This window comes from Microbacterium sp. CCNWLW41 (assembly GCF_037083505.1).
This window is the reverse complement of the sequence record NZ_JBAOJP010000001.1, coordinates 1534740-1558792: the sequence shown is the minus strand read 5'-3', so window position 1 is coordinate 1558792 and position 24053 is coordinate 1534740. Positions and strand designations below refer to the sequence as shown.

22 protein-coding genes and 2 tRNA genes are annotated in these 24053 nt (G+C 72.5%); 6 read left to right on the top strand and 18 right to left on the bottom strand.

From position 1 onward, the window contains the following. Nucleotides 1-55 precede the first annotated feature (55 nt). The 4 genes from V6R91_RS06895 to V6R91_RS06880 are packed head-to-tail and all read right to left on the bottom strand — an operon-like array spanning nucleotide 56 to nucleotide 3163. Nucleotides 56-883 carry a class I SAM-dependent methyltransferase gene (locus tag V6R91_RS06895; RefSeq protein ID WP_336394836.1) on the bottom strand — a complete coding sequence of 276 codons (828 nt, stop codon included), beginning with the start codon at nucleotides 881-883 and terminating at the stop codon, nucleotides 56-58. After that, nucleotides 880-1890: a glycosyltransferase family 4 protein gene (locus V6R91_RS06890; protein ID WP_336394835.1), complete on the bottom strand. Its 1011-nt coding sequence runs from the start codon at nucleotides 1888-1890 to the stop codon at nucleotides 880-882. Before V6R91_RS06890 ends, V6R91_RS06895 begins: the two co-directional genes overlap by 4 nt. Then, a complete protein-coding gene (locus V6R91_RS06885; protein ID WP_336394834.1) occupies nucleotides 1887-2282 on the bottom strand; it encodes a 6-pyruvoyl trahydropterin synthase family protein in 396 nt (131 codons plus the stop codon). The genes V6R91_RS06890 and V6R91_RS06885 overlap by 4 nt, the downstream gene beginning before the upstream one ends. Beyond that, the gene (locus tag V6R91_RS06880) at nucleotides 2279-3163 is read right to left on the bottom strand and encodes a zinc-dependent alcohol dehydrogenase (protein WP_336394833.1); all 885 of its coding nucleotides are present in this window, start codon (nucleotides 3161-3163) and stop codon (nucleotides 2279-2281) included. The genes V6R91_RS06885 and V6R91_RS06880 overlap by 4 nt, the downstream gene beginning before the upstream one ends. Before the next feature lie 167 nt (nucleotides 3164-3330). Between V6R91_RS06880 and V6R91_RS06875 the strand changes: the two genes are divergently transcribed. Then, complete coding sequence (locus V6R91_RS06875) at nucleotides 3331-4083, top strand: CDP-alcohol phosphatidyltransferase family protein (protein WP_336394832.1); 753 nt, start codon at nucleotides 3331-3333, stop codon at nucleotides 4081-4083. Nucleotides 4084-4087: 4 nt separating this feature from the next. After that, nucleotides 4088-4504 carry a hypothetical protein gene (locus V6R91_RS06870; RefSeq protein ID WP_336394831.1) on the top strand — a complete coding sequence of 139 codons (417 nt, stop codon included), beginning with the start codon at nucleotides 4088-4090 and terminating at the stop codon, nucleotides 4502-4504. A gap of 8 nt (nucleotides 4505-4512) precedes the next feature. Here V6R91_RS06870 and V6R91_RS06865 read toward each other — a convergent pair whose 3' ends face one another. After that, on the bottom strand, nucleotides 4513-5340 hold the full coding sequence (locus tag V6R91_RS06865) for a zinc-ribbon domain-containing protein (protein ID WP_336394830.1): 828 nt from the start codon (nucleotides 5338-5340) through the stop codon (nucleotides 4513-4515). Between the two features lie 120 nt (nucleotides 5341-5460). Here V6R91_RS06865 and V6R91_RS06860 point away from each other — a divergent pair, with 120 nt between their 5' ends. Next, nucleotides 5461-5997, top strand: a complete 537-nt coding sequence (locus tag V6R91_RS06860; RefSeq protein ID WP_336394829.1) for a MarR family winged helix-turn-helix transcriptional regulator — start codon at nucleotides 5461-5463, stop codon at nucleotides 5995-5997. A gap of 7 nt (nucleotides 5998-6004) precedes the next feature. On the opposite strand, the gene V6R91_RS06855 is transcribed toward V6R91_RS06860, so the two are convergent. From V6R91_RS06855 to V6R91_RS06820, 8 genes are read right to left on the bottom strand one after another with little or no spacing between them, the layout of a single operon-like run. Then, nucleotides 6005-7198, bottom strand: coding sequence for an MFS transporter (locus V6R91_RS06855; protein WP_336394828.1), 1194 nt, complete (start codon nucleotides 7196-7198; stop codon nucleotides 6005-6007). A 4-nt stretch (nucleotides 7199-7202) separates the two neighbouring features. Further along, nucleotides 7203-8462 carry a 2-hydroxyacyl-CoA dehydratase family protein gene (locus tag V6R91_RS06850; RefSeq protein ID WP_336394827.1) on the bottom strand — a complete coding sequence of 420 codons (1260 nt, stop codon included), beginning with the start codon at nucleotides 8460-8462 and terminating at the stop codon, nucleotides 7203-7205. Next, on the bottom strand, nucleotides 8459-9505 hold the full coding sequence (locus V6R91_RS06845) for a 2-hydroxyacyl-CoA dehydratase family protein (protein ID WP_336394826.1): 1047 nt from the start codon (nucleotides 9503-9505) through the stop codon (nucleotides 8459-8461). Before V6R91_RS06845 ends, V6R91_RS06850 begins: the two co-directional genes overlap by 4 nt. After that, entirely contained in the window at nucleotides 9502-10746 is a 1245-nt protein-coding gene (locus V6R91_RS06840; RefSeq protein WP_336394825.1) for a CaiB/BaiF CoA transferase family protein, read from the bottom strand. The genes V6R91_RS06845 and V6R91_RS06840 overlap by 4 nt, the downstream gene beginning before the upstream one ends. A 1-nt stretch (nucleotide 10747) precedes the next feature. Beyond that, complete coding sequence (locus V6R91_RS06835; protein ID WP_336394824.1) at nucleotides 10748-11881, bottom strand: CapA family protein; 1134 nt, start codon at nucleotides 11879-11881, stop codon at nucleotides 10748-10750. Further along, a complete protein-coding gene (locus tag V6R91_RS06830) occupies nucleotides 11878-12684 on the bottom strand; it encodes an amino acid ABC transporter ATP-binding protein (RefSeq protein ID WP_336394823.1) in 807 nt (268 codons plus the stop codon). The genes V6R91_RS06835 and V6R91_RS06830 overlap by 4 nt, the downstream gene beginning before the upstream one ends. Further along, nucleotides 12681-13604, bottom strand: coding sequence for an amino acid ABC transporter permease (locus V6R91_RS06825; RefSeq protein WP_336394822.1), 924 nt, complete (start codon nucleotides 13602-13604; stop codon nucleotides 12681-12683). The genes V6R91_RS06830 and V6R91_RS06825 overlap by 4 nt, the downstream gene beginning before the upstream one ends. A gap of 7 nt (nucleotides 13605-13611) precedes the next feature. Beyond that, on the bottom strand, nucleotides 13612-14511 hold the full coding sequence (locus V6R91_RS06820; RefSeq protein ID WP_336394821.1) for a transporter substrate-binding domain-containing protein: 900 nt from the start codon (nucleotides 14509-14511) through the stop codon (nucleotides 13612-13614). A 225-nt stretch (nucleotides 14512-14736) separates the two neighbouring features. On the opposite strand from V6R91_RS06820, the gene V6R91_RS06815 reads away from it, so the two are divergent. Further along, entirely contained in the window at nucleotides 14737-16068 is a 1332-nt protein-coding gene (locus tag V6R91_RS06815; protein WP_336394820.1) for an alpha/beta fold hydrolase, read from the top strand. Further along, on the top strand, nucleotides 16065-18218 hold the full coding sequence (locus V6R91_RS06810; protein ID WP_336394819.1) for an alpha/beta hydrolase-fold protein: 2154 nt from the start codon (nucleotides 16065-16067) through the stop codon (nucleotides 18216-18218). The genes V6R91_RS06815 and V6R91_RS06810 overlap by 4 nt, the downstream gene beginning before the upstream one ends. Before the next feature lie 82 nt (nucleotides 18219-18300). Here the strand turns inward: V6R91_RS06810 and V6R91_RS06805 are convergent, their stop codons facing one another. The 5 genes from V6R91_RS06805 to V6R91_RS06785 all read right to left on the bottom strand — a co-directional run bounded on the left by V6R91_RS06805 (nucleotide 18301) and on the right by V6R91_RS06785 (nucleotide 22324). After that, nucleotides 18301-19146 carry an MBL fold metallo-hydrolase gene (locus V6R91_RS06805; protein WP_336394818.1) on the bottom strand — a complete coding sequence of 282 codons (846 nt, stop codon included), beginning with the start codon at nucleotides 19144-19146 and terminating at the stop codon, nucleotides 18301-18303. A 95-nt stretch (nucleotides 19147-19241) separates the two neighbouring features. Beyond that, a tRNA-Met gene (locus V6R91_RS06800) sits at nucleotides 19242-19315 on the bottom strand. A 33-nt stretch (nucleotides 19316-19348) separates the two neighbouring features. Next, nucleotides 19349-19420: transfer RNA gene (locus tag V6R91_RS06795), tRNA-Thr, on the bottom strand. Between the two features lie 61 nt (nucleotides 19421-19481). Further along, a complete protein-coding gene (locus V6R91_RS06790) occupies nucleotides 19482-21314 on the bottom strand; it encodes a M23 family metallopeptidase (protein ID WP_336394817.1) in 1833 nt (610 codons plus the stop codon). A 209-nt stretch (nucleotides 21315-21523) separates the two neighbouring features. Continuing rightward, nucleotides 21524-22324, bottom strand: a complete 801-nt coding sequence (locus V6R91_RS06785; protein WP_336394816.1) for an inositol monophosphatase family protein — start codon at nucleotides 22322-22324, stop codon at nucleotides 21524-21526. A gap of 126 nt (nucleotides 22325-22450) precedes the next feature. On the opposite strand from V6R91_RS06785, the gene V6R91_RS06780 reads away from it, so the two are divergent. After that, the gene (locus tag V6R91_RS06780) at nucleotides 22451-24049 is read left to right on the top strand and encodes a phytoene desaturase family protein (RefSeq protein WP_336394815.1); all 1599 of its coding nucleotides are present in this window, start codon (nucleotides 22451-22453) and stop codon (nucleotides 24047-24049) included. Nucleotides 24050-24053: the final 4 nt, after the last annotated feature.

The window sequence follows — 24053 nt, the reverse complement described above, 5'->3', positions numbered from 1 at the left end:
GAACGGAAGCGGTCCCGGCCCGCGAGGCCGGTTCCGCCGGCCCGGGGAGCCGCACTCAGCCCGGCCATGCGAGCAGATCCTCGTGCCCGACGAACACCCGGAGATCGCCGGCGTCGGCCTGCGCGCGGCGCCGGCGACGCAGCTCCCCGGCCGGGCCCGCGAGGTCGGGACGCTGCTCGATCGCCGCGTCGATCCAGCCGTCGAGCCACGCGGCGGCCAGGGGGCGGTCGTGAGCGCCCAGTCGCCAGGGCGTCGGCATCGTCCTGACGCGCCAGCCGGCCGCGGCGAAACGCTCCGCGACGACGCGCACCGCGTCGGGGCCGAGCATGCGCCGCCCGTCCGCATCGCGGCGCTGATGGGCGTCGAACGCCGCGCCGATCGTGCGCTCCAGCGCGGCGTCCTCACCCGTGCGGGGCCGCAGCGCGGCCTCCCCGGTCACGCTGAGGCTGAACAGCGCCGGCACGCCCGCGGCGGTGCACGCGGCCACGATGTGCGCGGCTTCCTGCTCCGTGATGACGTCGAGCAGAGCGGATGCCGTCACCGCCGACGCCCCGTGGAACGCGTCGCGCGGCAGCTCCGCCAGATCCTCCACCACCCATTCCGCGGCGATCGGACGCCCGTCTCGGTCGGCGACCGACCGGAGGTCCGCGTGCGCGAGGATCCCCGCGTCACCGTCGCGCAGGGTCCAGCGCTGCGGACCGGGAAGCAGCGGCGCGAGCCAGCGCGCCATGGCGCCGGTTCCCGCGCCGAGGTCGTGCACGTCCACGGGTCCCGGTCCGACCAACCGGGCCAGCTCGCGCGCCAGCTCGGCGGAGCGGGCGGCGTCGTCGGCACGGGCGCGCAGCGCGAGCCATTCGGCCGTCGCCGTCGAGATGGAGCTCATGCCGACTCCAGGGCGGCGGCGACGCTCTCGATCGTGTCGTCCCATCGCGGCAGCGCGTCCCGCGCGGCGAGCGCCTCGCGGCGCAGCCGCGCGCGAAGGCCCGGATCGCTCATCCACGCGTGCAGGGCGGCGGCCAGCTCGACGGCGTCGCCGGGCCGGACCAGGACCGCGCCGCCGCCGGCGACGGTGTCGGGGATGCCGCCCGTCGCCGCGGCGACGACGGGAAGCCCGCGGCCTCGCGCCTCGCCCACGGCCATGCCCGCGCTCTCGACGCGCGACGGCGCGACGAGCACGGCGCTGCGCCGGTACATCTCGGCGAGCTCGTCGCCTGAGAGCACTCCGGTGAGCGTGACGCGGCCGCCGAGCGCCTGCGCCTCCCGCTGGATCCGCGAGGCGAATCGCGGGTACGGCTCGGCGGACCCGACGATCGCACACGACCAGTCGGCTTCGCGCAGGCGGGCGAGGGCTGCCAGCAGGGTGTCCTGACCCTTGTGCGGCGCAAGCACCCCCACGCAGAGGAACCGGTCGTCACCGTCGGGGACGCTCACCTCCGCCGCCGCGACGCCGGGCGCCGCGACGGTGACGCGATCACGCGTCGAGAGCCCTCGGTTCACGAGCTGGTCGGCCGTCCAGCGGCTGGTCGCGATGACGCGGCGAGCGCCCTGCGCCGCACGCCGCTCCGCCGCGACGGTGTCGATGTCGGCGTCGGGGAACACCGCCGCCACCATGTGCATGAGGAGCACGAGCCGCACCCGCGGCGACGACGCCTCGACCTCCGCCGGCGCCCAGCACGCGGCCAGACCGTCGACCAGCACGAGCGCACCGTCGTCGGCTGTCCGCAGGGCGGACGCGACAGCGGCACCGTCGGATGCCTCCACCGTCGTCACCGCCCACCCGCGGCGGCGCAGGCCGTCGCGCACGTGCTGGTCGTAGACGTTCCCGCCGCTGACCCGGCCCGGGTCATCGATCCCGGCGGGGACGATGAACACGATGCCGGGTCGTGTCACACCGTCACCTCGTACGAGGCCCAGGCCACGTGCGACTCGTGGAGCGTCACCGCGATGCCGGTCAGCGCCGTCTCGCCCAGCGCGCCGTCGCGCGCCCGCCCCGCGAGGCGGTCGCCGATGATCTGGCAGAGGCGCTCCGTCGTCGTGTTGACGCCCCGCAGGTCGGGCTCGTCGTCGAGGTTGCGGTAGTTGAGCGATGCGACGATCTCACGCACCGCCTCCGCCGCCCGCCCCATGTCGACCACGACGCCGTCGTCGTCGAGCTCGGCGGCCCGGAACGTCGCGTCGACGAGGAACGTCGCCCCGTGCAGGCTCTGGGCGGGGCCGAACACCTCGCCCCGCAGGCTGTGCGCGACCATGAGGTGATCGCGGACGGTGACGCTGAAGCTCATGCCGCACTCCAATCGAAGGTGTGACAGAGCCCTCCCGCCGTGCCGTCCGCGAGCGCGGCCACGACCTGGGGGAACTGTCTCCACGAGGAGCTTGCACCCAGCAGCGCGTCGAAGGCAGGGTCTTGCAGCAGGCGGAGGGCGAGCGCTAGGCGATCCCGTGTCGTGCGCCGCGATCGCCTGCTCGACGCGACGGCCCCGACCTGGCTGGAGCGGATCGCCAGGCGCCGCGAGTGGAAGTCGGCCCCCAGCTCCAGCGGCACGGGCCGGTCGCCGAACCAGCTGGCGACCACCACCTCCCCGTCGGCGGGTGCCGCGCGCAGGGCGAGCTGAAGCCCTTCGACGCTGCCGCTGGACTCGATGACCACGTCGGCCTCGCCGATCGGCCCCTCCGCCGGCGCGAAGCGCACCCCGAGCGCATCGGCCACCGATCGCTTGGACTCGTCGACATCGACGACGGTGACGTCGGCTCCCGGGATGCCGCGCGCCACGCGCGCGATCGCACCGCCGATCATGCCGGCGCCGACGACCACGATCCGGTCACCGACGAGCGCCCGGGCATCCCACAGCACGTTGACCGCCGTCTCGACCGCACCCGCGAGCACCGCACGACGGGCGGGCACGCCTTCCGGAACGACCGCCAGGGCCTCGGCGGGTACGACGAACCGCGACTGATGCGGGTACAGCGCGAACACCGTCCGCCCGCGCACGTCCGGGGGGCCGTCCTCCACGACACCGACGTTGAGGTAGCCGTACTTCACGGGGAACGGGAAGTCGCCCTCCTGGAACGGGGCGCGCATGCGCTCCCGCTCGCTGACCGGGACCTGTCCTCGCGCGACGAGCGACTCGGTGCCCCGGCTGACCCCGGTCCACAAGGTACGCACCGACGCCTCGCCGTCCGACCGCGGAGGCAGCGGCGCCGGCCGGAATTCCCCCGAGCCCGGAGCCACCGTCCACCAGGCGGTCGCAGCATCCCGCTCATCCCGGTGAACCGCGGCGGGTCTCTTCGTCGTGTTCCCGGTGACCGCCATGATGGGAACACGGGGAGCGGATGCGAAAAGTTCAGTGGACGCCGTGGTGGTGGGCCGTGGGCGGCTGCGTGCTGCTCGTCCCGGTCGGCGTCGTCGTCCCCCTCCCGCCGCCGGCATGGGCAGCGGGCATCGGCTACCTCGTCGTGTCCACGCTGCTGCTGACCGTGGCGCTGCGCCGCCGCCGAGCCGAGCGGTTCGGGGCGGCAAACGCCGTCACCGCGACGCGGTCGATGCTCGTCGGAGTGGTGACCGCGATGGTGGTCGCGTCGTTCTGGGGCGAGGCATCCGCTGCCCTGTTCGTGTCGATCGTGGCGGTGGCTCTCGTTCTGGACGGCGTGGACGGCTACGTCGCCCGGCGCACCGGCAGCGAGAGCGAGCTGGGTGCGCGCTTCGACATGGAGGTCGACGCGTTCCTTCTGCTCGTGCTGAGCGTGTACGTCGCACCGTTCGTCGGCTGGTGGGTGCTCATCATCGGGCTGCTGCGGTACGGCTTCGTCGCCGCGGGCTGGGCCCTGCCTTTCATGCGCGCGACGCTGCCCCCGAGGTACTGGCGCAAGGTGGTGACGGCAGCGAGCGGCATCGCCCTCGCGGCCGTGGCATCGCAGCTGCTGCCTCTCGGGGCGAACGTCCTCGTCGTCGTGACGGCACTGGCGCTCATGCTCGAGTCGTTCGGCCGCGACGTCGTCTGGCTCGTCCGGATGAACCCGGCGCGCCGCGAAATCGTGTCCCTGGAGAGGGCCGCCACCGCGTCGCCTCCGGAAGAGAGCGGGTAGGACGATGAGCCAGACCGGTCCGCGCGTGCTGTGGGTCACGCGCATCCTGAGCGCCCTCGCGCTCGTCGCAGCCGGCGGGATCCACCTCTACCTCGCGCTCAACGGGGTGGGCGGCATCCTCGGCGTGCTGTTCATCCTCAACTTCGTCGCCGGGCTGGTCCTGGCGATCGGGATGCTCGCGCTGCGCGGCCGGCTTCTGCAGCTGACGACCGTCCTCAGCCTGCTGTTCCTGATCGCCACCCTGCTCGCGCTGGTTCTCGCACTGACCGTGGGGCTCTTCGGCATCACCCAGGAGTGGGACTTCATGCTGGTCCCCGAGACGGTGATCGTGGAGTCGGTCGGCATCCTGATCCTCGCGGTCACGACGTTCCTGGTGTTCCGGGTGCCTCCGGCGGAGTCGGTGACGCGCCGGGCCCCGTGATCTCGCTCTCAGACGAGATACGCGTCGACGAGGAGGCTGCCGCGGATGCCGCGCAGCGCGTCGATGAGCGGATCGAGTCCACGCCGCGACCAGGCCGCCAGCTGCAGGTCGTGCGGGCCGAGCGGCTCGAGCTTGCCGGTGCGGATGCGCACGACCTCCCAGCCGGAGGCGCGGACCACGCGATCCTTGCGGCGATCGGCGTCTTCGCGCCCGCCGACGTGCTCCAGGCCGTGCCTGCCCACGGTGTCGTACTCGATGGCCACGCGCAGTTCGGGCAGGAGGATGTCGGGCCACACCTCGAGATGGTCGAAGAACGGCCGGGCGGCGCGGATGGCGTTCATGCCCTGGGAGACAGACAGTCGTGAGAAGACGTCGGCGCGCAGCCGCGCCTCGACCGCGGACGCCGGCTTCGGGGCGCATGCGCTGGCGAACGGCTCCCCCACCGGCAGGTCGGGCGTCTTCGGGCAGAGCGTCCGCTCCCGCTTGCGCCGAGGCGGCCGCGCGGGGGTCGCGGCAGGGATGATGCGCGGCGGCCGGGCGAGGGTGGAGCAGTCCGGGCACCACGCCGACCGGCGCCGCTCGCGTCCGGGACGCGCGCGCTGCTCGGCGGGCGTGGCGGCGAACCGGTGCCCCGCCTCGCACTCCCACAGCAGCAGCACGTCGGCCGCGGGCGGGACCTGCGTCAGCGTGATGCCCGCGTTGAGCTCGGGGTGGTACTGCCGGATCAGCGCGGGGTAGGCCGCCCATTCCGCGCGGTACGTCCCCACCGGGTACGGCACGTCGAGGCCCTTCGAGAACTGGCGCCTCGCCCACCACAGCTCCACGCGCTCGGCCATGCGCGCACTCTACGAGGAGCCGCGGACACCGGCGCCGGGCCCGGCGGGCCGGACGAACAGGCGGGAACGGCGGCGCCCGGGTGCTGCGACTCGATGCGCAGCGATCCGTAAGCTGGACGTGTGCCGGACATCAGTCGAGACCCTCGCGGGACTGCCGCGACCGATCGGCTCAACTACACCGCCTATCGCCTGGCGCGCGCACTGAACCGCGCGGCGGAGAACACTGCGCTCGCGCAGGGCATCACCCTCTCGCAGCTGCTGATCATGCAGGTGCTCGGAGAGGGCATGCCGCTTTCCAACGCCCAGATCGCCCGGCGCACGTTCGTGAGCTCGCAAGCGGCCCATGTCGTCTCCGCGGAGCTCCTGTCGTCCGGGCTCATCGAGAAGGTCGATCATCCGACGAACCGGCGCGTCCGGCTGGTGCGCCTCAGCGAGAGCGGATGGGCGCGGCTCGCCGAGTGCGAGCGGGAGATGCGGGAGCGAGAGGACCGGCTGGCGGCGGCGATCGGGCCCGATCTCGGTGAGACGCTGGCAGAGATCCTCGACCGCGCCGCCGACGCCCTCGCAGGTGGCTACTTCGGCGACAAGGACGCCGAGGCCGAGGCGGTCGCCCGTCGTCGCCGTCCGAGCAGCGGAGTCGGCATGACGCCTGCCTGACCGGCTGTCAGGACGAGCGCCTAGGACCGAGCCGGGCTCGCACGAAGACCGCGCAGGCAAGCGCGGCAGTCCCGCCGATCGCGAGCGCCGCCGGTCCGCCGCGCTCATCGATCACCCAGCCCATCAGCAGGGCGCCGAACGGCACCACGCCGTAGTTCCCGAGCGTCACCAGCGACATCGTGCGGCCGATCTGCTCGGGCGGCACGCTCACCTGCGCCGCGGCGTTGAGGACGCCGTGGTAGTACCCCACGCCGAGTCCCAGCAGCGGTCCGAGCGCGAGGAAGACCGGCAGCGCCGGCGCCAGGGCTGTCGCGAGGAGGGAGAGTCCGAGTCCGGCGCAGGCGGCGATGAGCGAGCGCACCGACACACTCGCGCGCGACGCGGCCAGCACACCGCCCAGGATCGCACCGACGGCGTTCAGCGTGTGCGCGACTCCGACGGCGGTCGCATCGCCGCCGAAGGTGAGGGCGACGGTGGACGTCAGCGTCAGCATCAGGTTGAGGGCGAGGAGCGCGACGACCGCATTCACGATGAGCAGCGTGACGAGGGGCCGGTCCTCGCGCACACGGTACCGCCGGTCCGCGGCTCGGGGCCGGCTCGCACGACGATGCAGCTGCTCGGGGCGGATCACGGCGATCGAGAGGAAGACCAGCAGGAACGACAGGGCGTTGACGAGCATGCACACGGTCGGCCCCGCCACCTGGAACACGACACCCGCGAGCCCCGGGCCGATCGACCGGGCCGAGGCGAGCGCGATGGTGCTCAGTGAGACCGCTCGGCTGAGCTCGCCCGGCCCGACCAGCTCGAAGATGATCGCCTGCGCCGCGATGCGATCGAAGGCGTGCACCGCGCCGAGCGCCGCGATCAGCGCGTAGAGCACCCCGACAGGAGCATCCGGGGCGAGCGTCGCCACTCCGAGACCCGTGACGATGACCGCGGACAGCAGCGACGTGATCAGGAGGATCGTCCGGGGCCGCACGCGATCGGCCACCCGGCCGGCCGGCACGCTGAGCAGCAGCAGCGGCAGGAACTGCGCGACGGTCACGCCGCTGAGGGCGCGGGCGCTTCCGGTCGCCTCGAGGATCACGAGCGAGAGCGCGAGATTCTGGAACCACGTCCCGGTGTTCGAGACGACCTGCCCGCCGAAGTAGAGCGAGAAGCGCCGGTTCGCGAACGGCTCGAACACTCCCCCGCGGATCACCGCCTCACGCGCTCGCCGGCACGCGGTCGCGCAGGAACCGCGCGATGCGGTCGCGCACATCGGCGGTCGACCGGTCGTCGGCGTTGCTCCCCCGGATCTCGAGGACGGGGATGCCGCGTTCCTCCAGTGCTGCCGAGATCAGGGCTCCTCCCGGGGTGTCGTCGGCCACGAGGTGCACGACCCCGTCGACCCCGTGGGACACGGCCTCCTTCACGTACCAGGACGACGACATCGGGGGCACGTAGAGGAGATCGGTCAGCCCGACGAAGCGGGCGGCGAGGGCCCGCACCGGGTCGTCTCCGTACCGCACGTAGCCGTCGGCGGCGATCGCGAGATACATCGACCACACGAAGACCGCGTCGAACTCTTCCTGGAACGACCGGTACATCTCGAGGTCCGACCACAGCCCGCGCCCGATCCACATCAGCCGGCGCCGCTCACGAGGCGCCACCGCGGCGCCGTCGTCGATGCGCTGGGCGACGTCGTCGTGGAGTCGCCGCGCCGCCTCGACCGCCCACCGGGTCCCCCGATGCCACTGCGGCACCATGACGCTGGGGATGATGTCCGTCACCGCGACCGGGAGCGGGCGCGCCGACGCGAGCAGGTCCCGGGTCCGCCGGTTCCACTCGGCCTGCTCATTGGCGAGTCCCATCACCTCACCCAGGCGTGCACGGTCCAGCCGTCGCCCGAGCCGAGGCTCGAGCCACGTGATGAGGTTCTCGATCTCACCCTGGAGCAGATCGATGCGGGGCCGCCCGAACACCTCCTCCCAGCGGTGCGCGACGATGTCCCACCAGCCCTCAGGTGCCGGGACGGCCGCCGTGCGCGACAGCAGGAAGGTCTCGGTCTGCGGCCGCCGGCCCCACTGCTCGAAGATCTTGTGCGTGACATCCCCGCCGCGCTCGGCGATCGCGAACCGCGGCTCGGGCAGACCGCCCCATGGCGCGTCCTGCGCCGGCAGGTTCTGCGCGCCGAGCGGCAGCGCGTCGTATTGGCGGCTGTAATCCGGAAGCCCGGCTGCGCCGATGGCCTGCAGGCTTGCCGGACCCGCCCGCTTCGCCGAGATGATGGACGACCACCACTGGTTGACCACGTAGTGCACATCGAGCGCCCGCAGCACCTCGTGTGGCGCATCGGCGTTGGCCAGGGCGAGCGGCTCGCCGTCGCGGACCCTCCCGGCGAGGCCGGCGAACCACTCCCGCTGGTAGGCGGTCGCCGCCGCGGCGCTCGGGAGCCTCTCGGGGGTGAGGAGCCGTGCACTCATGCCGAGACCGCCCGACTCGAGGCCTGCGTCGCCAGTTCGCGCGCGGTCTCCGACTCGTCCCCCGGTCGCACGCGGGTGCGGGTGAGGATCGGAACACCGATCTCGGCGAGCAGCCGCTCCTGGTCTGCGAGGTCCCACGCCGGGGCCTCGTCCAGTTCGCGGATGAGAGCGATGACGGCCTGTGCCTCCGCGGTCACCGTGGCATCGCGGGTGAGTTGCGCCCGAGCCGCGCTGGAGGCAGTGGGCGACGCACCGACGCGGTCGAAGTGGAGGTCCACCAGGGCGTCCAGCATCCCGTCCCGATCCGCCGCGTCGACGGCCGCCCCGAGCCATGCCCCGTCACCGGTGTCGTGGTCCTCGCTCACCACGACGCACCCGTGCTCCTCGAGCACGCGGTAGAGCGCGGCATCCGGATGACTCGATCCCGTGACGTGCACACGGAGGGCTGAAGCGACGACGTTCGACCGCGCCGCGTCGATCCGCGCGATCGCCTCGGACGGGGACAGCCGTGCCGAAGCGATGAGGGCTTCGAGCGCGATGGCGCCGTGGCACTGCGAGGGGACGGCACGGCGGCGGTCGCGCAGCCGCTGGATCGCATGTCCGAGCTCACGCTCCTCCCGCCCGGCGTCGGCGAGGGTCGACGCATCGGGCGCCCGGCCGGTCAGGCCGCCCAGGAATGCGGCGAGATCGTCGAACTGCACGCGGGCGAATCGCCGGGCCGCGGCGGATTCGGCGCGCGGCAGGTCCACGAGGTGCAGCGGCAGCTCCGGCAGGATCGAGCGCACCACGTAGAACAGCCGCACGTGCGCCTGGCTGTCGGCGCACACGATGAGCGCGTCGCAGCCGGAGCGCCCCGCGACGAGCTCGGTGAGGATGCGCGCGGCGGGTGCGTCCGCCGCGCCGAGCAGCTGCGCGGCTGCCGGATCGACGGCTCCCTCCCACGAGCCGGTGAGCCGGTGCGGGAGCGCACCGGCCGCGAGCACGACCTGCCGCGGAACGTCGTTCCCGACGATCCCGACCACCACGCGGCGAGCGCTGGTCACAGCACTCCGTCCCGTCGCAGGGCCTCCACGCGCGCGTCGTCGTATCCGAGCAGCCCGCCGAGGACGTCGGCGGTGTGCTCGCCGAGCGCCGGGGCGGGGCGGGACAGGTCGGCGGAGCTGCGGGAGAAGACCACCGGAAGTCCGCTGCCGTACAGGCCCTCGAAGTGCCCGAACCGCGGATGGACGAGCGGGACGACCTCGCGACGGCTGGTCACGATGTCGTCACGGACGGCGGTCGCCGTGTCGCGCACGGGGGCCGCCGGCACCCCGTTGCGCTCGAGCGCGGAGAGCACCTCGGCCGACGATCGCCCCGCCGCCCACTCCGAGATCATCCCGTGGAGCTCGTCGGCGTGGGCGACGCGGGCATCCCGCGAGGCGAAACGCGGATCGTCGACGAGGTCGGGGCTGCCCATGGCCGCGAGGGTCCCTTCGGCGAACTGGTCGGTCGGGGCGCAGATCGCGAACCAGCCGTCTGCGGACTGGAACGTGCCGAACGGTGCGAGCCGGGGCACGACGGATCCCGTCCGCAGCGGGAACCCCACCGACTCGAGCGCGTCGAACGGCTCGCAGGCGACCAGCGAGGTGAGGCTGCCCAGCATCGACACGTCGACGTGCTGACCCTCACCCGTGGCCTCGGCGTCCATGACGGCGGCGAGCGTGCCGATCACCGCGAAGAGCGGTGCGACGAGGTCTCCGATGGGCAGGCCGAAGCGGATGGGCGCATCGCCCGGCTCGCCGGCGGTCATCATGACTCCGCTGAGCGCCTGGATGATGGTGTCCATCGCCTTGCCGTCGCCCGAGACGCCCTGCGCGCCGAAGCCGCTGATGGACGTGTAGACGATGCGGCGATTCACCTGCTGGACGGCGGCGTAGTCGATGCCCAGTCGCCTGGTCACCCCGGCGCTGTAGTTCTCCACGACGATGTCGGCGTTGCGCACGAGGTCGAAGAAGACGCTCCGGCTCTCGGGGTGCTTGAGGTTGAGCGTGATGCTCTCCTTGCCCCGCCCCCGCGACATCATCGACACCGACATGTCGTCCGGTCCGGACCGGCGCATCTGCAGGCCGTCCGCCGTGACGTACGGCGAGTTGTTCCTCGAGGAGTCGCCGCCGCGTGTCGGGTTCTCCACCTTGATCACCCGCGCTCCGAGGCTCGCGAGCAGCAGCGTCGCGTAGGGCCCGGCCAGGGCGGTGGTCAGATCGATCACGGTCTTGCCCGCGAGCGGGCCGCCGGTGGTGCTCATGTCAGTCTTCCTTCGTCCGCGCGAGGAGCCGGTCGCCGGCCCACGCGAGTTCTGTGGTGAACCCGGCCTCGCTCGTGATGCGTTGCAGGTATGCCGCGACGTCGTCGCCTCGTGCCGACCGCCCGACGGGCACCGGGCGGGCGTCGTCGTCGATCCAGCAGGGGATGAGGCCGGCCTCGACACGGTCGCCCTCGATGGTGAGGACGGCGATCGCGGTGTTGCGGCTGTCGGGGTGGAACGGGTAGTCGGGCATCGCGGGGTCCGGCTCGAAGCCGAAGAGCCGCCGTCGCTCCCGCGCCCACGCCTCCCGCTCCGGCGCATCGCCCGACATCGCCGAGAGCGCCCTGGTCACGGTGGCGAAGTTCCCGAGCCCGTGGAAGATCGGACGCCCGCGATACATCTCGACGCCCTTGAAGATGTGGGCATGGTGCCCCACGACGGCCGTCGCGCCCGCGTCGACGGCCGCATGCGCGATCTCCGTCTCGTAGGCGGCGATCTCGACGGGGACGTGCACCAGGCCCTTGTGGAGGGCCACGACCACGATGTCGGCGCGGGTGGCGGCATCCGTCACCGCCGCGATGAACCGACGAAGGCTCGCGGGCTCGACGAACGTGTCGATCCGCGGCGGTCCGCCGGGGTTCGCGTTCCGCGGCTCGTAGTGGGTCACGACGTCCACGTGGGCGGCCCCCGGCTTGAGCGTCGTCGCCCTGCTCTCGCGGGGGCCGACGCAGTTCACGCTCACCACTGCGATCCGCGTGCCGTCGACGTCGGCGATCACCGGCTCGAACGCCTCGTCGATCGTCTCACCGATGCCCACGGTCCGCATGCCGCGCGCCTCGCAGTGCCCGACGGTCTCGCGCATCCCCTCGGGCCCGAAGTCGTACACGTGATTGCCGGCGAGAGTCAGGATGCCGAATCCGGCCTCGGCCAGGGCATCCAGCGCCGACGGCGGCCCCGGGAGCGCCGGGACGTCGGTGGTCTGCACGACCGCTGCCTCGGCCGACGCCACGTGCGGGATCTCGAGCTGCCCGATCACGAGGTCTGCTGAGCGCAGGGTGTCCGCGACGGCGGCCAGGAGGTCCCGCGCGTCGTCGCGCTCGAGCACGAGGTCGCCGACCGCGTGGATCGTGATCACGCGACCCCGCCCGCCGGCGCCGCGGACGTGCGGGTGAGGAACGTGCGCAGCCGCGTGGACTCCGGGTGGTCGAAGAAGTCGGCGGACGGCCGGTCCTCGATCACCTGGCCGTCGGCCATGAACACGCATCGGTCGGCGACGTGCCGGGCGAACTCCAGCTCATGCGTGACGACGATCATCGTCATGCCCGCCTCGGCGAGGTCCTTCATCACCTGCAGCACCTCGTCGACGAGCTCGGGGTCCAGCGAGCTGGTGGGCTCGTCGAAGAGGAGGATGCGGGGATTCGTCGCGACGGCCCGGGCGATCGCGACGCGCTGCTGCTGACCGCCCGAGAGCTGACGCGGGTGCGCATCGGCCTTGTCGGCGAGCCCGACGCGGGCGAGGAGCTCCATGGCACGCTGCTTCGCCTCCGCCGGCGGCACCCCGTGCACCTTCACGGGCGCTTCGGTGATGTTGCGGAGCACCGTCCAGTGCGGGAACAGGTTGAACTGCTGGAACACCATCCCCATGCGACGCCGCTGCCGCTGCACCTCCGTGTCGGTCAGCGGACGGATGCCGTCGCGGTGGCGCTCGTACCCGAGCAGCCGGCCGTCCAGATAGATCGCTCCGCCCTCGATCGACTCGAGCTGGTCGATGCAGCGGACGAGCGTCGACTTGCCGGACCCCGAAGGCCCGAGCACTGCGACGACCTCGCGGGCATGCACCTCCAGATCGACGCCGGACAGGGCGAGGTGATCGCCGTACGACTTGCGCAGCCCGACGACCTGGAGCACCGGCGTCAGATCCTTTCCCTGCGCGGTCATGCCGTCGCCTCCGTTCGCTCGACCGTGCGCCGCGCGACCGCGGCCCGCGACATGCCCTTGCTGAAATGCCGCTCCACCCGTCGCTGCACGAGCGTGAGCGCGGTCACGACGACCAGGTACCAGATGACCGCGACGATCAGCATCGGCACCACCTCATACGTGCGGTTGTAGATCACCTGCACGGAATGCAGCAGGTCGCCCATCGCGATGACGCTGACGAGGGAGGTGCCCTTCATCAGCGCGATCACCTGCGACCCGGTCGGCGGAATGATCACGCGCATCGCCTGCGGCAGCACGACCCGCGTGAAGGAGTGCCAGCGGCTGAAGCCCATCGCCGCGGCGGCGTCGCGCTGCCCCGAGTCGACCGAGAGGATACCGGCCCGGATGATCTCGGCCATGTACGCGGCCTCGTGGAGGGACAGTCCGATGATCGCGGCGGTGAGCGGGGTGATCAGGTCGTTCGTCGGCCAGCTCAGGAGCTCCGGCCCGAACGGGACGCCGACCGCCAGGCGCGGCACGAGGTAGGCGAGGTTGTACCAGAAGATCAGCTGCACCAGCGGCGGGACCCCGCGGAAGACGCCGACGAAGACGATGCACGCCCACCGCAGCGGTGCGAAGTCGCTGAGCTGGCCGGCGGCGAGGGCCGTGCCCAGGATCGAGCCCAGCACCATGCCCACGATGGTGAGCATGATGGACATGCCGAGCCCCATCAGGACTGTCGGGTTGAACAGGTACTCCGCGACGACGGGCCAGTCGAACCGCTCGTTCGTCACCAGGAAGATGACGATCTGCGCGGTGACCAGGGCGAGCAGGGCGCCCACGGCGACCCGCCAGGGATGGATGCGAAGCCGGGCGTCGGCGACGTCCACCGTGCGGTCCGCGGACGGATTGCGCACCGGCTGCGTCGTGAGATCGGTCATGGCTGTCTCACTCGCTCGTCATGGGGTTCAGCACAGGCGCCTCGACGGCGGCATCCTCGATGCCCCATTCGGACATGATGCGGTCGTACTCGCCGTTCTCGAAGATCGCCTCGAACGCCGCGAGCATCGGCTCGGCCAGCCCGTTGCCCTTCGGCATGAACATCGCGAGCTGGTCGACGCCTGCGCCCTGCTCGTCCGACTGGATCAGGTAGCCGTAGCGGTCCGGGTCCGACGACTGCAGGTCGATCGCGGCGGACTGCGTCGTGCCGGCGTAGTCCGCGCGGTCCGAGTTCACCGCCAGGAACGTCGCATTGCTGTCCTCGAGGCCGATGAACTCGGCGGGATCGAGGCCCTCGGCCGCGCACCACTCGTTGTACCGCGCGAGCTGGCTCTCGGTGACGGATCCCGTCACACCCGCCACGCGCGAGCCGCACAGGGCCTCAGGGTCGTCCAGCTCGCCCGCGCGCTCTTCGAGGAAGACGTAGGACGTGCGGGTCGTCATCCAGACCACCGCATCGAACTCCGCCTCCCGCTCCGGTGTCGTGCGCACCGGGCCGTTGAAGGCGTCGAAGCGGCCCGAGAGCATGCCGGTGAGCATCGCGTCCAAGCCGGACGACGTGATGATCTCGAACGGCACGCCGAGCTGCTCCGACAGCACGGCCTGGAGGTCGGGATCGATCCCCGTGATCTCGCCGCCCTCCTCGATCGTGCGGTAGGGCGGGTGCGTGTCACCGGCGATCTTGATGACCCCGGCGTCCTTGATGGCATCGGGAAGCTGGTCGTACAAGGGCGCCTCGGCGGCGGCCGCGTCGTCACCCGGAGCGGGCTCGGAGGCGGGCGACGCCGAGCAGCCCGCGAGAAGGGCGACGGCGAGCAGGGGGACGAAGGCGACAGTGCTGGTACGCATGGGAACTCCACATCGTTGTGCAGGAGGAGCGGCGTCTCATGACGCGCAAATAACATCATAAAAGTTGATGGTTGAGATTTTCAACTATCAATTTCAACCACGATAGGCGGTCATCGCGACCAGAGTATCAATTTGGTTGACATTCTGCCCCGACGCGGGCAGGCTTCCGCTCAGGCCGGCCGAGGGGCCGGATCAACGATGACGTTGGATGAGGGAGCACTGCAGATGCCTGATGCACACCGGACGACCCGCGCCATGATCGCCGCCGCAGCGGCACTGGCGCTCACGGCGACAGCCGCCCCGGCGGTCGCGGCCGAGGAACCCGACACGATCGTCTCGGGCCGGTTGTCGGACTCGACGGCCTACCGGTTCGTCGTCCCCGCCGACTGGAACGGGACCGTGTTCGTCAACCTGGACTTCGCGGGCGGCTCACCGTCGGCGGCGCAGAACGAGCTGATCGACCGCGGGTACGCGTACGGCGGCACGACGCGCAATGTCACCGGCTGGAACCTCGGTGACGCGGTCGACAACCAGATCGAGGCGCTCGACGCGTTCACCGCGGCGGTGGGAGAGCCGGATCGCGCCATCGCGATGGGCAACTCGATGGGCGGCATGATCGCCGCCGCGACCGGCGAGCTGCACCCCGATCGCATCGACGGGGTGCTGGCTGCGTGCGGCGGCCTGTCGGGCACCGTGTCGCAGTGGAATCAGAAGCTGGACACCGTGTTCGTCCTGTCGGAGCTGCTCGACCCCGAGGGGACCCTGCCCGTCGAGGACGTGCCGGCCGACATCGAGGGAGCGCGCAACGCCTGGTTCGCGCGGCTCGCCGAGGCGCAGCAGACCCCGGAGGGGCGCGCCCGCATCGCCCTCGCCGCCGCGATCGGGCAGCTGCCGGCCTGGTCGCAGGCGATCGCCGATCCGGACCCGCGAGACCGCGATGCCTACCAGGCGGCCTGGTACGGCGCGCTGGCCGGAGACCCGCTGCCCTACATCGGTCAGGCGATGAGCAGCCGCCACACGAGCACCATCGTGTTCGGCGGCATGCCGTCCTGGAACACCGGCATCGACTACGTCGAGCAGCTGCGAAAGGCCTCCCCCGAGTCGCGTCGCGTGGTCGCCGAGCTCTACGACGCCGCCGGACTGTCGCTGGACGAGGACCTCGCGGCGGTCAACGCCGGCGAGCGCGTCGAGGCCGACCCGGACGCGGTCGAGCGATTCGCCGCCTCGTACGAGTTCACGGGCCGCATCAGCGTGCCCACCGTGACCTTGAACAACGTCGGCGACCAGATCTCGACCGTCGCGCAGCAGCAGGAGTACGAGGAGCGGGTCACCCACGCGGGCAACGCCTCGCTGCTGCGGCAGACCTACGTCGCATCCGCCGGTCACTGCAACTTCACCGCGGCCGAGACCGTGGCGGCGACAGAGCTGCTGCTGGACCGCCTCGACACCGGACGCTGGGGCAGCGCGAACTCCGTGCAGCTGAACCGTGCGGCGGACGCGCTCGACCTCGGCGATGCGCGTTTCCTCGCCTTCCACCCCGATCGGTTCAACCGATGAGACCGAACACGAAGGCGTCTCGTCGTAGCTCGGTGCGTGCCGCCGCCCTGATGGCCGGGTTCGGTCTCGTCACCACGCTCATCGCCGCGCCGCCCGCGAGCGCGGCGGGCTCGGCGGATCCGAGCGACGGCGCGCCGCCGGAGATCCCGGCGGCCGCGCCTCCCGCCGCGTTCACGGAGGAGCCCGTCCTCGCCACGCCCGCGGCGTGGCCGTTCTCCGATGACTTCTCCCGCACCTCCGGGACGAGCAGGTACGACGGCGGCGCTCTGCTCTGGACGGACTGGCTGTTCGACGATGTGGGCGACGGCTCGCTCACCTACGCCGACGCGGCGGCGCACGCGAACGGCGCGGACGTCTTCCGAGCCGGAATCGGCGTGCGCGGCGACCGCTCGTACTGGCGCGTCGACTGGACCACTCTCGCCGATCCGGAGCTGCCGATCGCCGTGTGGGCGCTCGACACCGACGCCGACGAGCGGACCGGCACCTCGACGTGGCCAGGCGACGCCGGCGTCACCTCCCCCGGCAGCGACGCATTCCTCATCGTGTCGGCCGCCGGAGTGTGGCTCGAGGACGCGGACGGCAGCCGCGAGCTGACCCGGCACGGCGCGCGCGTCGACGTCGACGTCGAGGCGAAGTCGTTCGTCGCCGAGGTGCCGCGCGCGGCGCTGCGCGTCAACGGAGTGTTCACGGTCCGCCTGGCGACGGGGATCGCGGATGCCACCGGCACGGGCTTCGCCGCCGCACCGGAGCGCGATGACCTGCGCGTCTACAACGCCGCGTTCCGCAGCGCGGAGCAGGAGGACATGCGGGCCGCCGGCCCTGCGCGGGCGACGGCGTGGAACAACGGCGCGCAGAGCGCGGCGCTCGCCGACGGAGACATGTCGCCGTTCGCGCTCGAGGTGGACTGGCGCGAGCTCGCGCGCGGCACGGTGGAGCAGCATCCGTCGCCCGAAGGCTTCTCCACCCGGTGGTACGTCTCGTCCGTCGATCTTGGTCCCGGTCTGCACCCCGACACCCGCCAGCCGACGGGCCAGCCGCCCACCACGGCGCCGCGGGTGTACGGGCAGGTGCAGCCGTACCTGGTCTACGTGCCGACGACGTACGATCCGTCCGAGCCGGCAGCGCTGACGATCCTGCTTCATGGCGGTGGCAGCAACCACAACGGGTTCCGGGGTTCGCGGGAGGATCACCTGTTCGGCACTGTCTGCGAGGACCGCGGGTCGGTCTGCCTCTCTCCGCTCGCCCGCGGCGACGGCACCTGGTACGTCAATGAGGCGGAGCTGGACGTGTGGGAGACGTGGAACCGGGTCGCCGGCGTCTACTCGCTCGATGGCAGCCGCACCACGATCGCCGGGCACTCGATGGGCGGTGTCGGCGCGACGCGCTTCGCGACCAACCATCCCGACGTCTTCGCCGGCGTCGGCATCGTCTCCGGTGCCGGGTACATGCACGCCGCCGGAATCCGCGACGGCGCCGACGACAGCGCCCGCGTGGAGAACCTCGCGGCGATGAGCGTGTTCCTGGATGCCGGGACCGCCGACATCGCCGAGGGCAACACGCGCACCTGGGCGTCGGCGCTCGAGGCCGCCGGTGTGGAACACCGCGCGCACTACTACGGCGGTGCGACGCACGGGCACTTCGGATGGCTCGGATGGCGCGAGTACGCCCAGCACGTCGCTGAGGCGCAGCTCGCCACCTCGCCCGGCACGATCGCGTTCCGGTGGGATCCGCGGGAGAACCGTCCCGATCTGGGGCTCGCGATCGACAGCGCGTACTGGGTCGCCGGACTCGCCGCGCGCGACGCCGCGGCCCGGTGGAGTCGTGTCGAGGCCCGCTCCGGCGCACTCGACCTCGTGGCGACCGAGCCGGTGGTGACCACCGACAGCGCGGTGTTCGACGGGTTCCCGACCGAGATCCGGGTGCTGGACCGCCACCCGGCGGGCAGCGTCCAGGCGAGCGATGTGCTCGACCTCGCGCTCGTCAACGTCGCCACCGCGGACGTCGACCTGGCGGCCGCCGGGTTCGAACCCGGTTCCGAGGTGCGGCTTCAGGTGACCACCGACGGGCCGACCACGTTGCACGTGCACGGGGACGGCGCGACGGATCGGGTGGACCTGGAGGCCGGCACGCACGTCGTCCTCCTCGGGTGACCCTGCGGCGCCCGGCTCCCGCTGCGGCGGGGCCGGGCGTCGTCGTTCCTGCCCCCGTTCGCGCCCCGCCCGCCGCAGCGGCTCACGGCCCGCCGGGCGGCGAGCCCTCCTCGGGTGCATCCGCGGGCCTGCTCGGGCCGAGCCGCCCCACCTGCCAGTCGTGCACGTCGGGCAGCCACTCCAGCGGGGCCGCCGGGCCGACCCGCGGATCGTCGAAGTCCGATCCATCGCGGAGCGTCTCGACGTACACCCGGTCCTGCGCGATGCGCGCCCGCAACGAACCCGGTCCGCCGACCGAGCCGTGCCCCGGCACCACTGCGTCCACCTCGTCGACCAGGGTCTCGAGGAGCGCCAGCGCGGCGAGGTAATCCGCGATGGGCGTCTCAGCCTCGAGGTCGAGGAACGGCATCAGGATGTCGGAGAGCATGTCGCCGGCGACGAGCACGCGGCGCTCCTCGACGAGGAGCGCGGCGTGACCCGGCGCGTGGGCGCGATGCTCGATGATCCGCACCTCCGGCCCGTCCCACGGGACACGGGTGGCACCGGCGGGCAGAGCGGTGATGTCGCCGAGCAGCTCCATCGGAATGTCGTCGGCGTACTCCGGCGGCAGCCCCTCGGCGATGGCATCCCGCCAGTCCGGACGCGCCAGCACCTCCCGGATGGATGCCGCACCGCGGGCCGTGCCGTAGCGCGGCACGTCGCCGAACCTCGGGTGCCATAGGACGTGGTCCCAGTCCGGATGCGTCGAGAAGCCGGCCACGACGGGCTGTCCCCGCTCGCCGAGATCGTCTGCGAGGTGCGCCATCTCGGCGTCGGTGATGCCCGGATCGATGAGGAGCACGCCGTGGCGTCCCTGCACGACCGTGCAGTTGCTTCGGATGAACTCGCTCTCGTGGACGAACACGCCCTCTGCGATCCGCCTCAGCATCGCCGGCCTCCGCTCGCCCGGCGCGGCCGCCGGTCAGGGCTCACCCTAGCCGGGCAGGCACGAAAAAGCCCCCGGAATCCGGGGGCTTTCGTCTGTAGCAGGAGCGGGGCTTGAACCCGCGACCTCACGATTATGAGTCGTGCGCTCTCACCAACTGAGCTACCCTGCCGCGTGGCATCCGATCGCTGGAACGGATGCTGCGAGCCCCGAGTCAGGATTGAACTGACGACCCCTTCCTTACCATGGAAGTGCTCTGCCACTGAGCTATCGGGGCGTGCTGCCTGCGAGCAGGCAACTAGAAGAGGATACCAGAGGCCCGGCATCCTTCCGAACCGTCAGCCCACCGTGTGGGTGCCGTCGGTGTGGGTACGCAGCCACGGCATCGGGTCGATCGCCGTGGTGCCGTTCTGAAGCAGTTCGAAGTGCGTGTGGGCGCCGTACGAGCGCCCGGTGTTGCCGGTGCGGCCGAGGACCGTGCCGACCGTGACGCGCTGACCGGCCGAGACCTGGAGCGAGCCGTACTCCATGTGCGCGTAGTGGCTGGAGATGAGCTGGCCGTCGACGATGTGGTCGATGATCACGTGCACGCCGTACGCGCCGCCCGCCTCGGAGGCCACGCGGACGGTGCCGTCGGCGATGGCCTGGATCGGGGCTCCGGCGCCGGGCGTGAAGTCGACGCCCTCGTGCATGCGGCCGGACCGCATGCCGAACCCGTACGACATCGTCACACCGACCGTGAAGGGCCACTGGATGTTCGAGTTCGGGTCGTTGCGGAACAGGTTCGAGAAGTTCTTGATGCCGGCCTCCGACGCGAGCTGAGCCGTCGTCGTGGTCGTGTAGTTCTCCGGACGGTCGAGCGTGTCGGCCTCGATGCCGGCCGGCGCGACATAGGCCTGGATCTCGGCCTCGTCGATCACCGATGCCTTCGAGTCGCCGGGGGCGAGGACCGACAGCGAGGCGTCGACGCCGCGAGCTGCGGCGACGGCCTCGGCGGGTGTCGTCATCCCGACCGCCATCAGCCCCACGACGCCGAGCACTCCGACCGAGAACGAGGCGGTGGCCACGCGACGGAACGCTGCACCCCGGCGGGCCTGCGACCGACGCGGCGCGGTGTGCGCGGCGGGCTGCTCCTCGGCCGAGGGGCCGGCGGCAGGTCGCGACTGCTCCTGCTCCTCGGCCGGCTGCTGCACGGGGGTCTCGCCGGTGAACTCGAACAGGCGCGCCGCGACCTCGAACTCGTCGACATCAGATGCCGCGGGCTGGGCGATCGGGCCGGTGAGGGGGTGGATCTGCTCGGTCGCCGGGCGGGCCTGAGCTGTCTCGGCAGCCGCCGCAGGCTCGGGCGCCGAGGGCCGCACGGTCTCGACCGGCGCGGCGGTCGTCGCGGCTGCCGCCACGGCCTCCGCCGCGAGGATCTTCGCGAACGACTCCGACGTCCACGTCGAGGCGCCCGCGGACGACGCCGAGGCAGCCGAGGCGGCTGTGGAGCTCGGCGGCGCGGGGATCGGAGCGGTCTCCGACGCGACCAGGGGCTCGAGGAGCTGGAAGGGCGGCGCGGGAGCGACGGCCTCAGCACGGGTGGCGGGAGCGACGGGCTCAGCAGGGGTGGCGGGAGCGACGGTCTCAGCGGCCGGCGCGCTGAACGCGGCGAACTCACCGGTCTCCGCGGGCGGCGCACTGACCGCGGCGAACTCGCCGGTCGGCGCGAGCGGTGCGCTGACCGCAGCGAACTCGCCGGTCTGCGCCCGGCGTGCACGACGGCTCACGGGCGCCGTGGCCGGGAGTTCGGCAGCCGGCGACGCGGGAGCGACAGCCGCAGCCTCCGCGACCTCCGCCGGAGCAGCCGCCGGAGCGTGCGCCGCGGTGTCGGCGGCCGGTGCGACGATCGGACGCGCGGCGGGCCGCTGGCGTCGGGAGGCCGGCGCCGGGTGCGGGGCGGTCGTCTGCCCCGCGGGGGCCGACAGCTGCGCCTGCGTCGCGGTTGCGGGTGCGGCATCCGCCTTCTTCAGGTCGACGGAACGACCCCACACGACAGCCGGACGCTCGGGGGCGATCTGCGCGGCTTCGCGCCGCGCGGTGGCGCGACCTGCTCCCGGCGTCTCCGGGGTCGCCTGGACAGGCGTGGCGGAGGTGCGGCTCGACCGGCGCGTGGGCGCGGGTTCAGCCATGGGGGCGTCGAAAGGCAAAGCGGCGGCGGGCTCTCGGGTCGTACCGCGAGGGGAACGCGGCGAGGCGGTCGTGGGCTATGACGACCTCCGCCGTTCGGGCAGCGAAGGTAACGATCGGGTAAACACTACCCCGGGCGTCCTGGGAATGCCATGTACGGCTCGGATTTCAGCGCGCGTCATAGATGAGAGTTGGATGAGAGCGCCCTTCATCAGAGCCCTGCTGCAGCGGCGAGGCGGTCATAGATCGCCGGTGTCGACGCGACCACGAGCGGCGCGCGCGGCGAGCCGTCGGGCACGGCACGGCCGAACCGGCCGCCGGCCTCGGTCACCAGGAGCGATCCGGCGGCGAGGTCCCACGGCGCCAATCCCCGCTCGAAGTAGCCGTCGAGGCGACCGGCGGCGACGTACGCGAGATCCAGGGATGCCGCTCCCCCGCGGCGGAGGTCACGAGCCAGGCCCGGCATCACGGCCGAGATCAGCTCGATGTCCCCCGGCCGCGTGGCGGGGTCGTAGCCGAAACCTGTCGCGAGCAGCGCGCCGGCGGGTCCGACCTCGCTGTTGACGCGCAGCGGAGCAGCGCCGAGCCAGGCTCCGTGATCGCGGGCGGCGTGGAACAGCTCGCCGATGACGGGGGTGTACACGGCGCCCGCCAGCGCCTCCCAGTCCGCCGGAGTGGGCTCGCCGCGGACGGCCGCGATGCTGACCGCGTAGGCCGGGATGCCGTAGGCGTAGTTGACCGTGCCGTCGATCGGGTCGACGACCCACGTGATGCCGCTCGCACCGCCCTCGGCGCCGGTCTCCTCGCCGAGGAACGCGTCGTCGGGGCGCTCGGCGGCCAGCCGGGCGCGGATCAGCGTCTCCACCTCGCGGTCGGCCTCGGTGACGATGTCGGCGAGCGCGGACTTCGTCGCGGCGATCGACACGCCCGCCTCCCGGCGCACCCGGGCGAGGTCTCCCGCCTCCCGGGCGATGTCCATGGCGAGTGCTTCGAGATCCTGCGCGAGAGTCATGCGTCCACGCTAACGTCCCGCGCGCCCGGTGCCCGGTGCCGGTGCCCGGTGCCCGGTGCCGGTGCCGGGTGCCCGGTGCCGGGCCGGGTGTGGCTGTCGTCGACGGGGTCTCGCTAGCGTGAGGGGATGGCCGACGCAGTCCCGCACCGCACCTACGACGTCGCGATCGTGGGCGGCGGTCACAACGCGCTGGTCGCCGCGGCCTACCTCGCCGGCGCCGGCCGGTCGGTCGTCGTCCTGGAGCGGCTGGACCACCTGGGCGGGGCAGCGGTGTCCGAACGCCCGTGGGACGGCGTTGACGCGCGCCTGTCGCGCTACTCCTACCTCGTGAGCCTGCTGCCCCGGAGCATCGTGCGCGACCTCGGGCTCGGCATCCGTCTGCTCCGCCGGCGGTACTCGTCGTACACGCCGGACCCCGCGGATCCGTCGCGAGGGATCCTGATCGACAACGCGGATGCCGCGGCCACCGCGGAATCGTTCGCCCAGGTGACCGGCGACACGGCGGAGGCCGAGCGGTTCGCCGCCGTCTCGGAACGGCTCTCGCCGGTCGCCCGCCTGCTGTTCCCCTCGATGACCGAACCGCTGCGGCGTCGATCCGAGCTGCGCGCGCGTCTCGGCGACGACGGTCTGTGGTCGGAGCTGATCGAGCAGCCGCTCGGCGGGCTGCTGCGGTCGTCGCTGGGCACCGACCTCGCGCGCGGCATCGCCCTCACGGACGGCCTGATCGGCACGTTCGCCGCGGCTGACGAGGGCGACCTGCGCCAGAACCGGTGCTTCCTGTACCACGTCATCGGCGGCGGCACCGGCGACTGGGACGTGCCCGTCGGGGGCATGGGGCAGGTGTCCGCGGAGCTCGCACGGGCCGCGGCGCGGGCGGGTGCCGAGCTGCGCACCGAGAGCGAAGTCGTCGCGGTCTCGCCCGACGGCGAGGTGCAGCTGGGCGACGACTCGACCGTGCACGCCCGGCTGGTGCTGAGCGGCGCCGGCCCGGCGGTGCTCGCCGACCTCCTCGCCGCGGGTGGAGCGGGCGGCTCGGCGGGCGATGCCGACGCCGCGCGACCGGAGGGCGCCCAGCTGAAGGTCAACATGCTGCTGCGGCGACTCCCCCGCCTCCGCGACCGGCGCGTCGCGCCCGAGGCGGCGTTCGCCGGCACGTTCCACGTCAACGAGACGCTGTCACAGCTGGACGCGGCGCACGCCGCGGCGGCGAGCGGTGGCATTCCGGATCCGCTTCCCGCCGAGATCTACTGCCACTCGCTCACCGACCCGTCGATCCTGGGACCCGACCTGCGGCGGTCGGGGGCGCAGACACTCACCCTCTTCGGTCTGCAGGTGCCGCACCGGCTCCTCCAGGGGCGGGATCCGGATGCCGCGCGCGCCGAGCTCCTCGCCGCGGCCCAGCGTTCGCTCGACGCCGTGCTGGCCGAGCCGATCTCCGACTGCGTGCTCGAAGCGCCTGACGGCACGCCGTGCGTCGAAGCGCGGACGACGGCGGACCTCGAGCGCTCCCTCGGCATGGTCGGCGGCGACATCTTCCACGGCCCGCTCTCGTGGCCGTGGGCGGACGACGACGAGCCGCTGCGGTCTCCCGCCGAGCGGTGGGGCGTCGCCACGTCCCACCCGTCCGTGCTGCTGTGCGGATCGGGCGCGCGACGCGGCGGCGCGGTCAGCGGGCTCGGCGGCCACAACGCCGCCATGGCCGCGCTGGAGCTGCTCGCCGGGTGAGCCG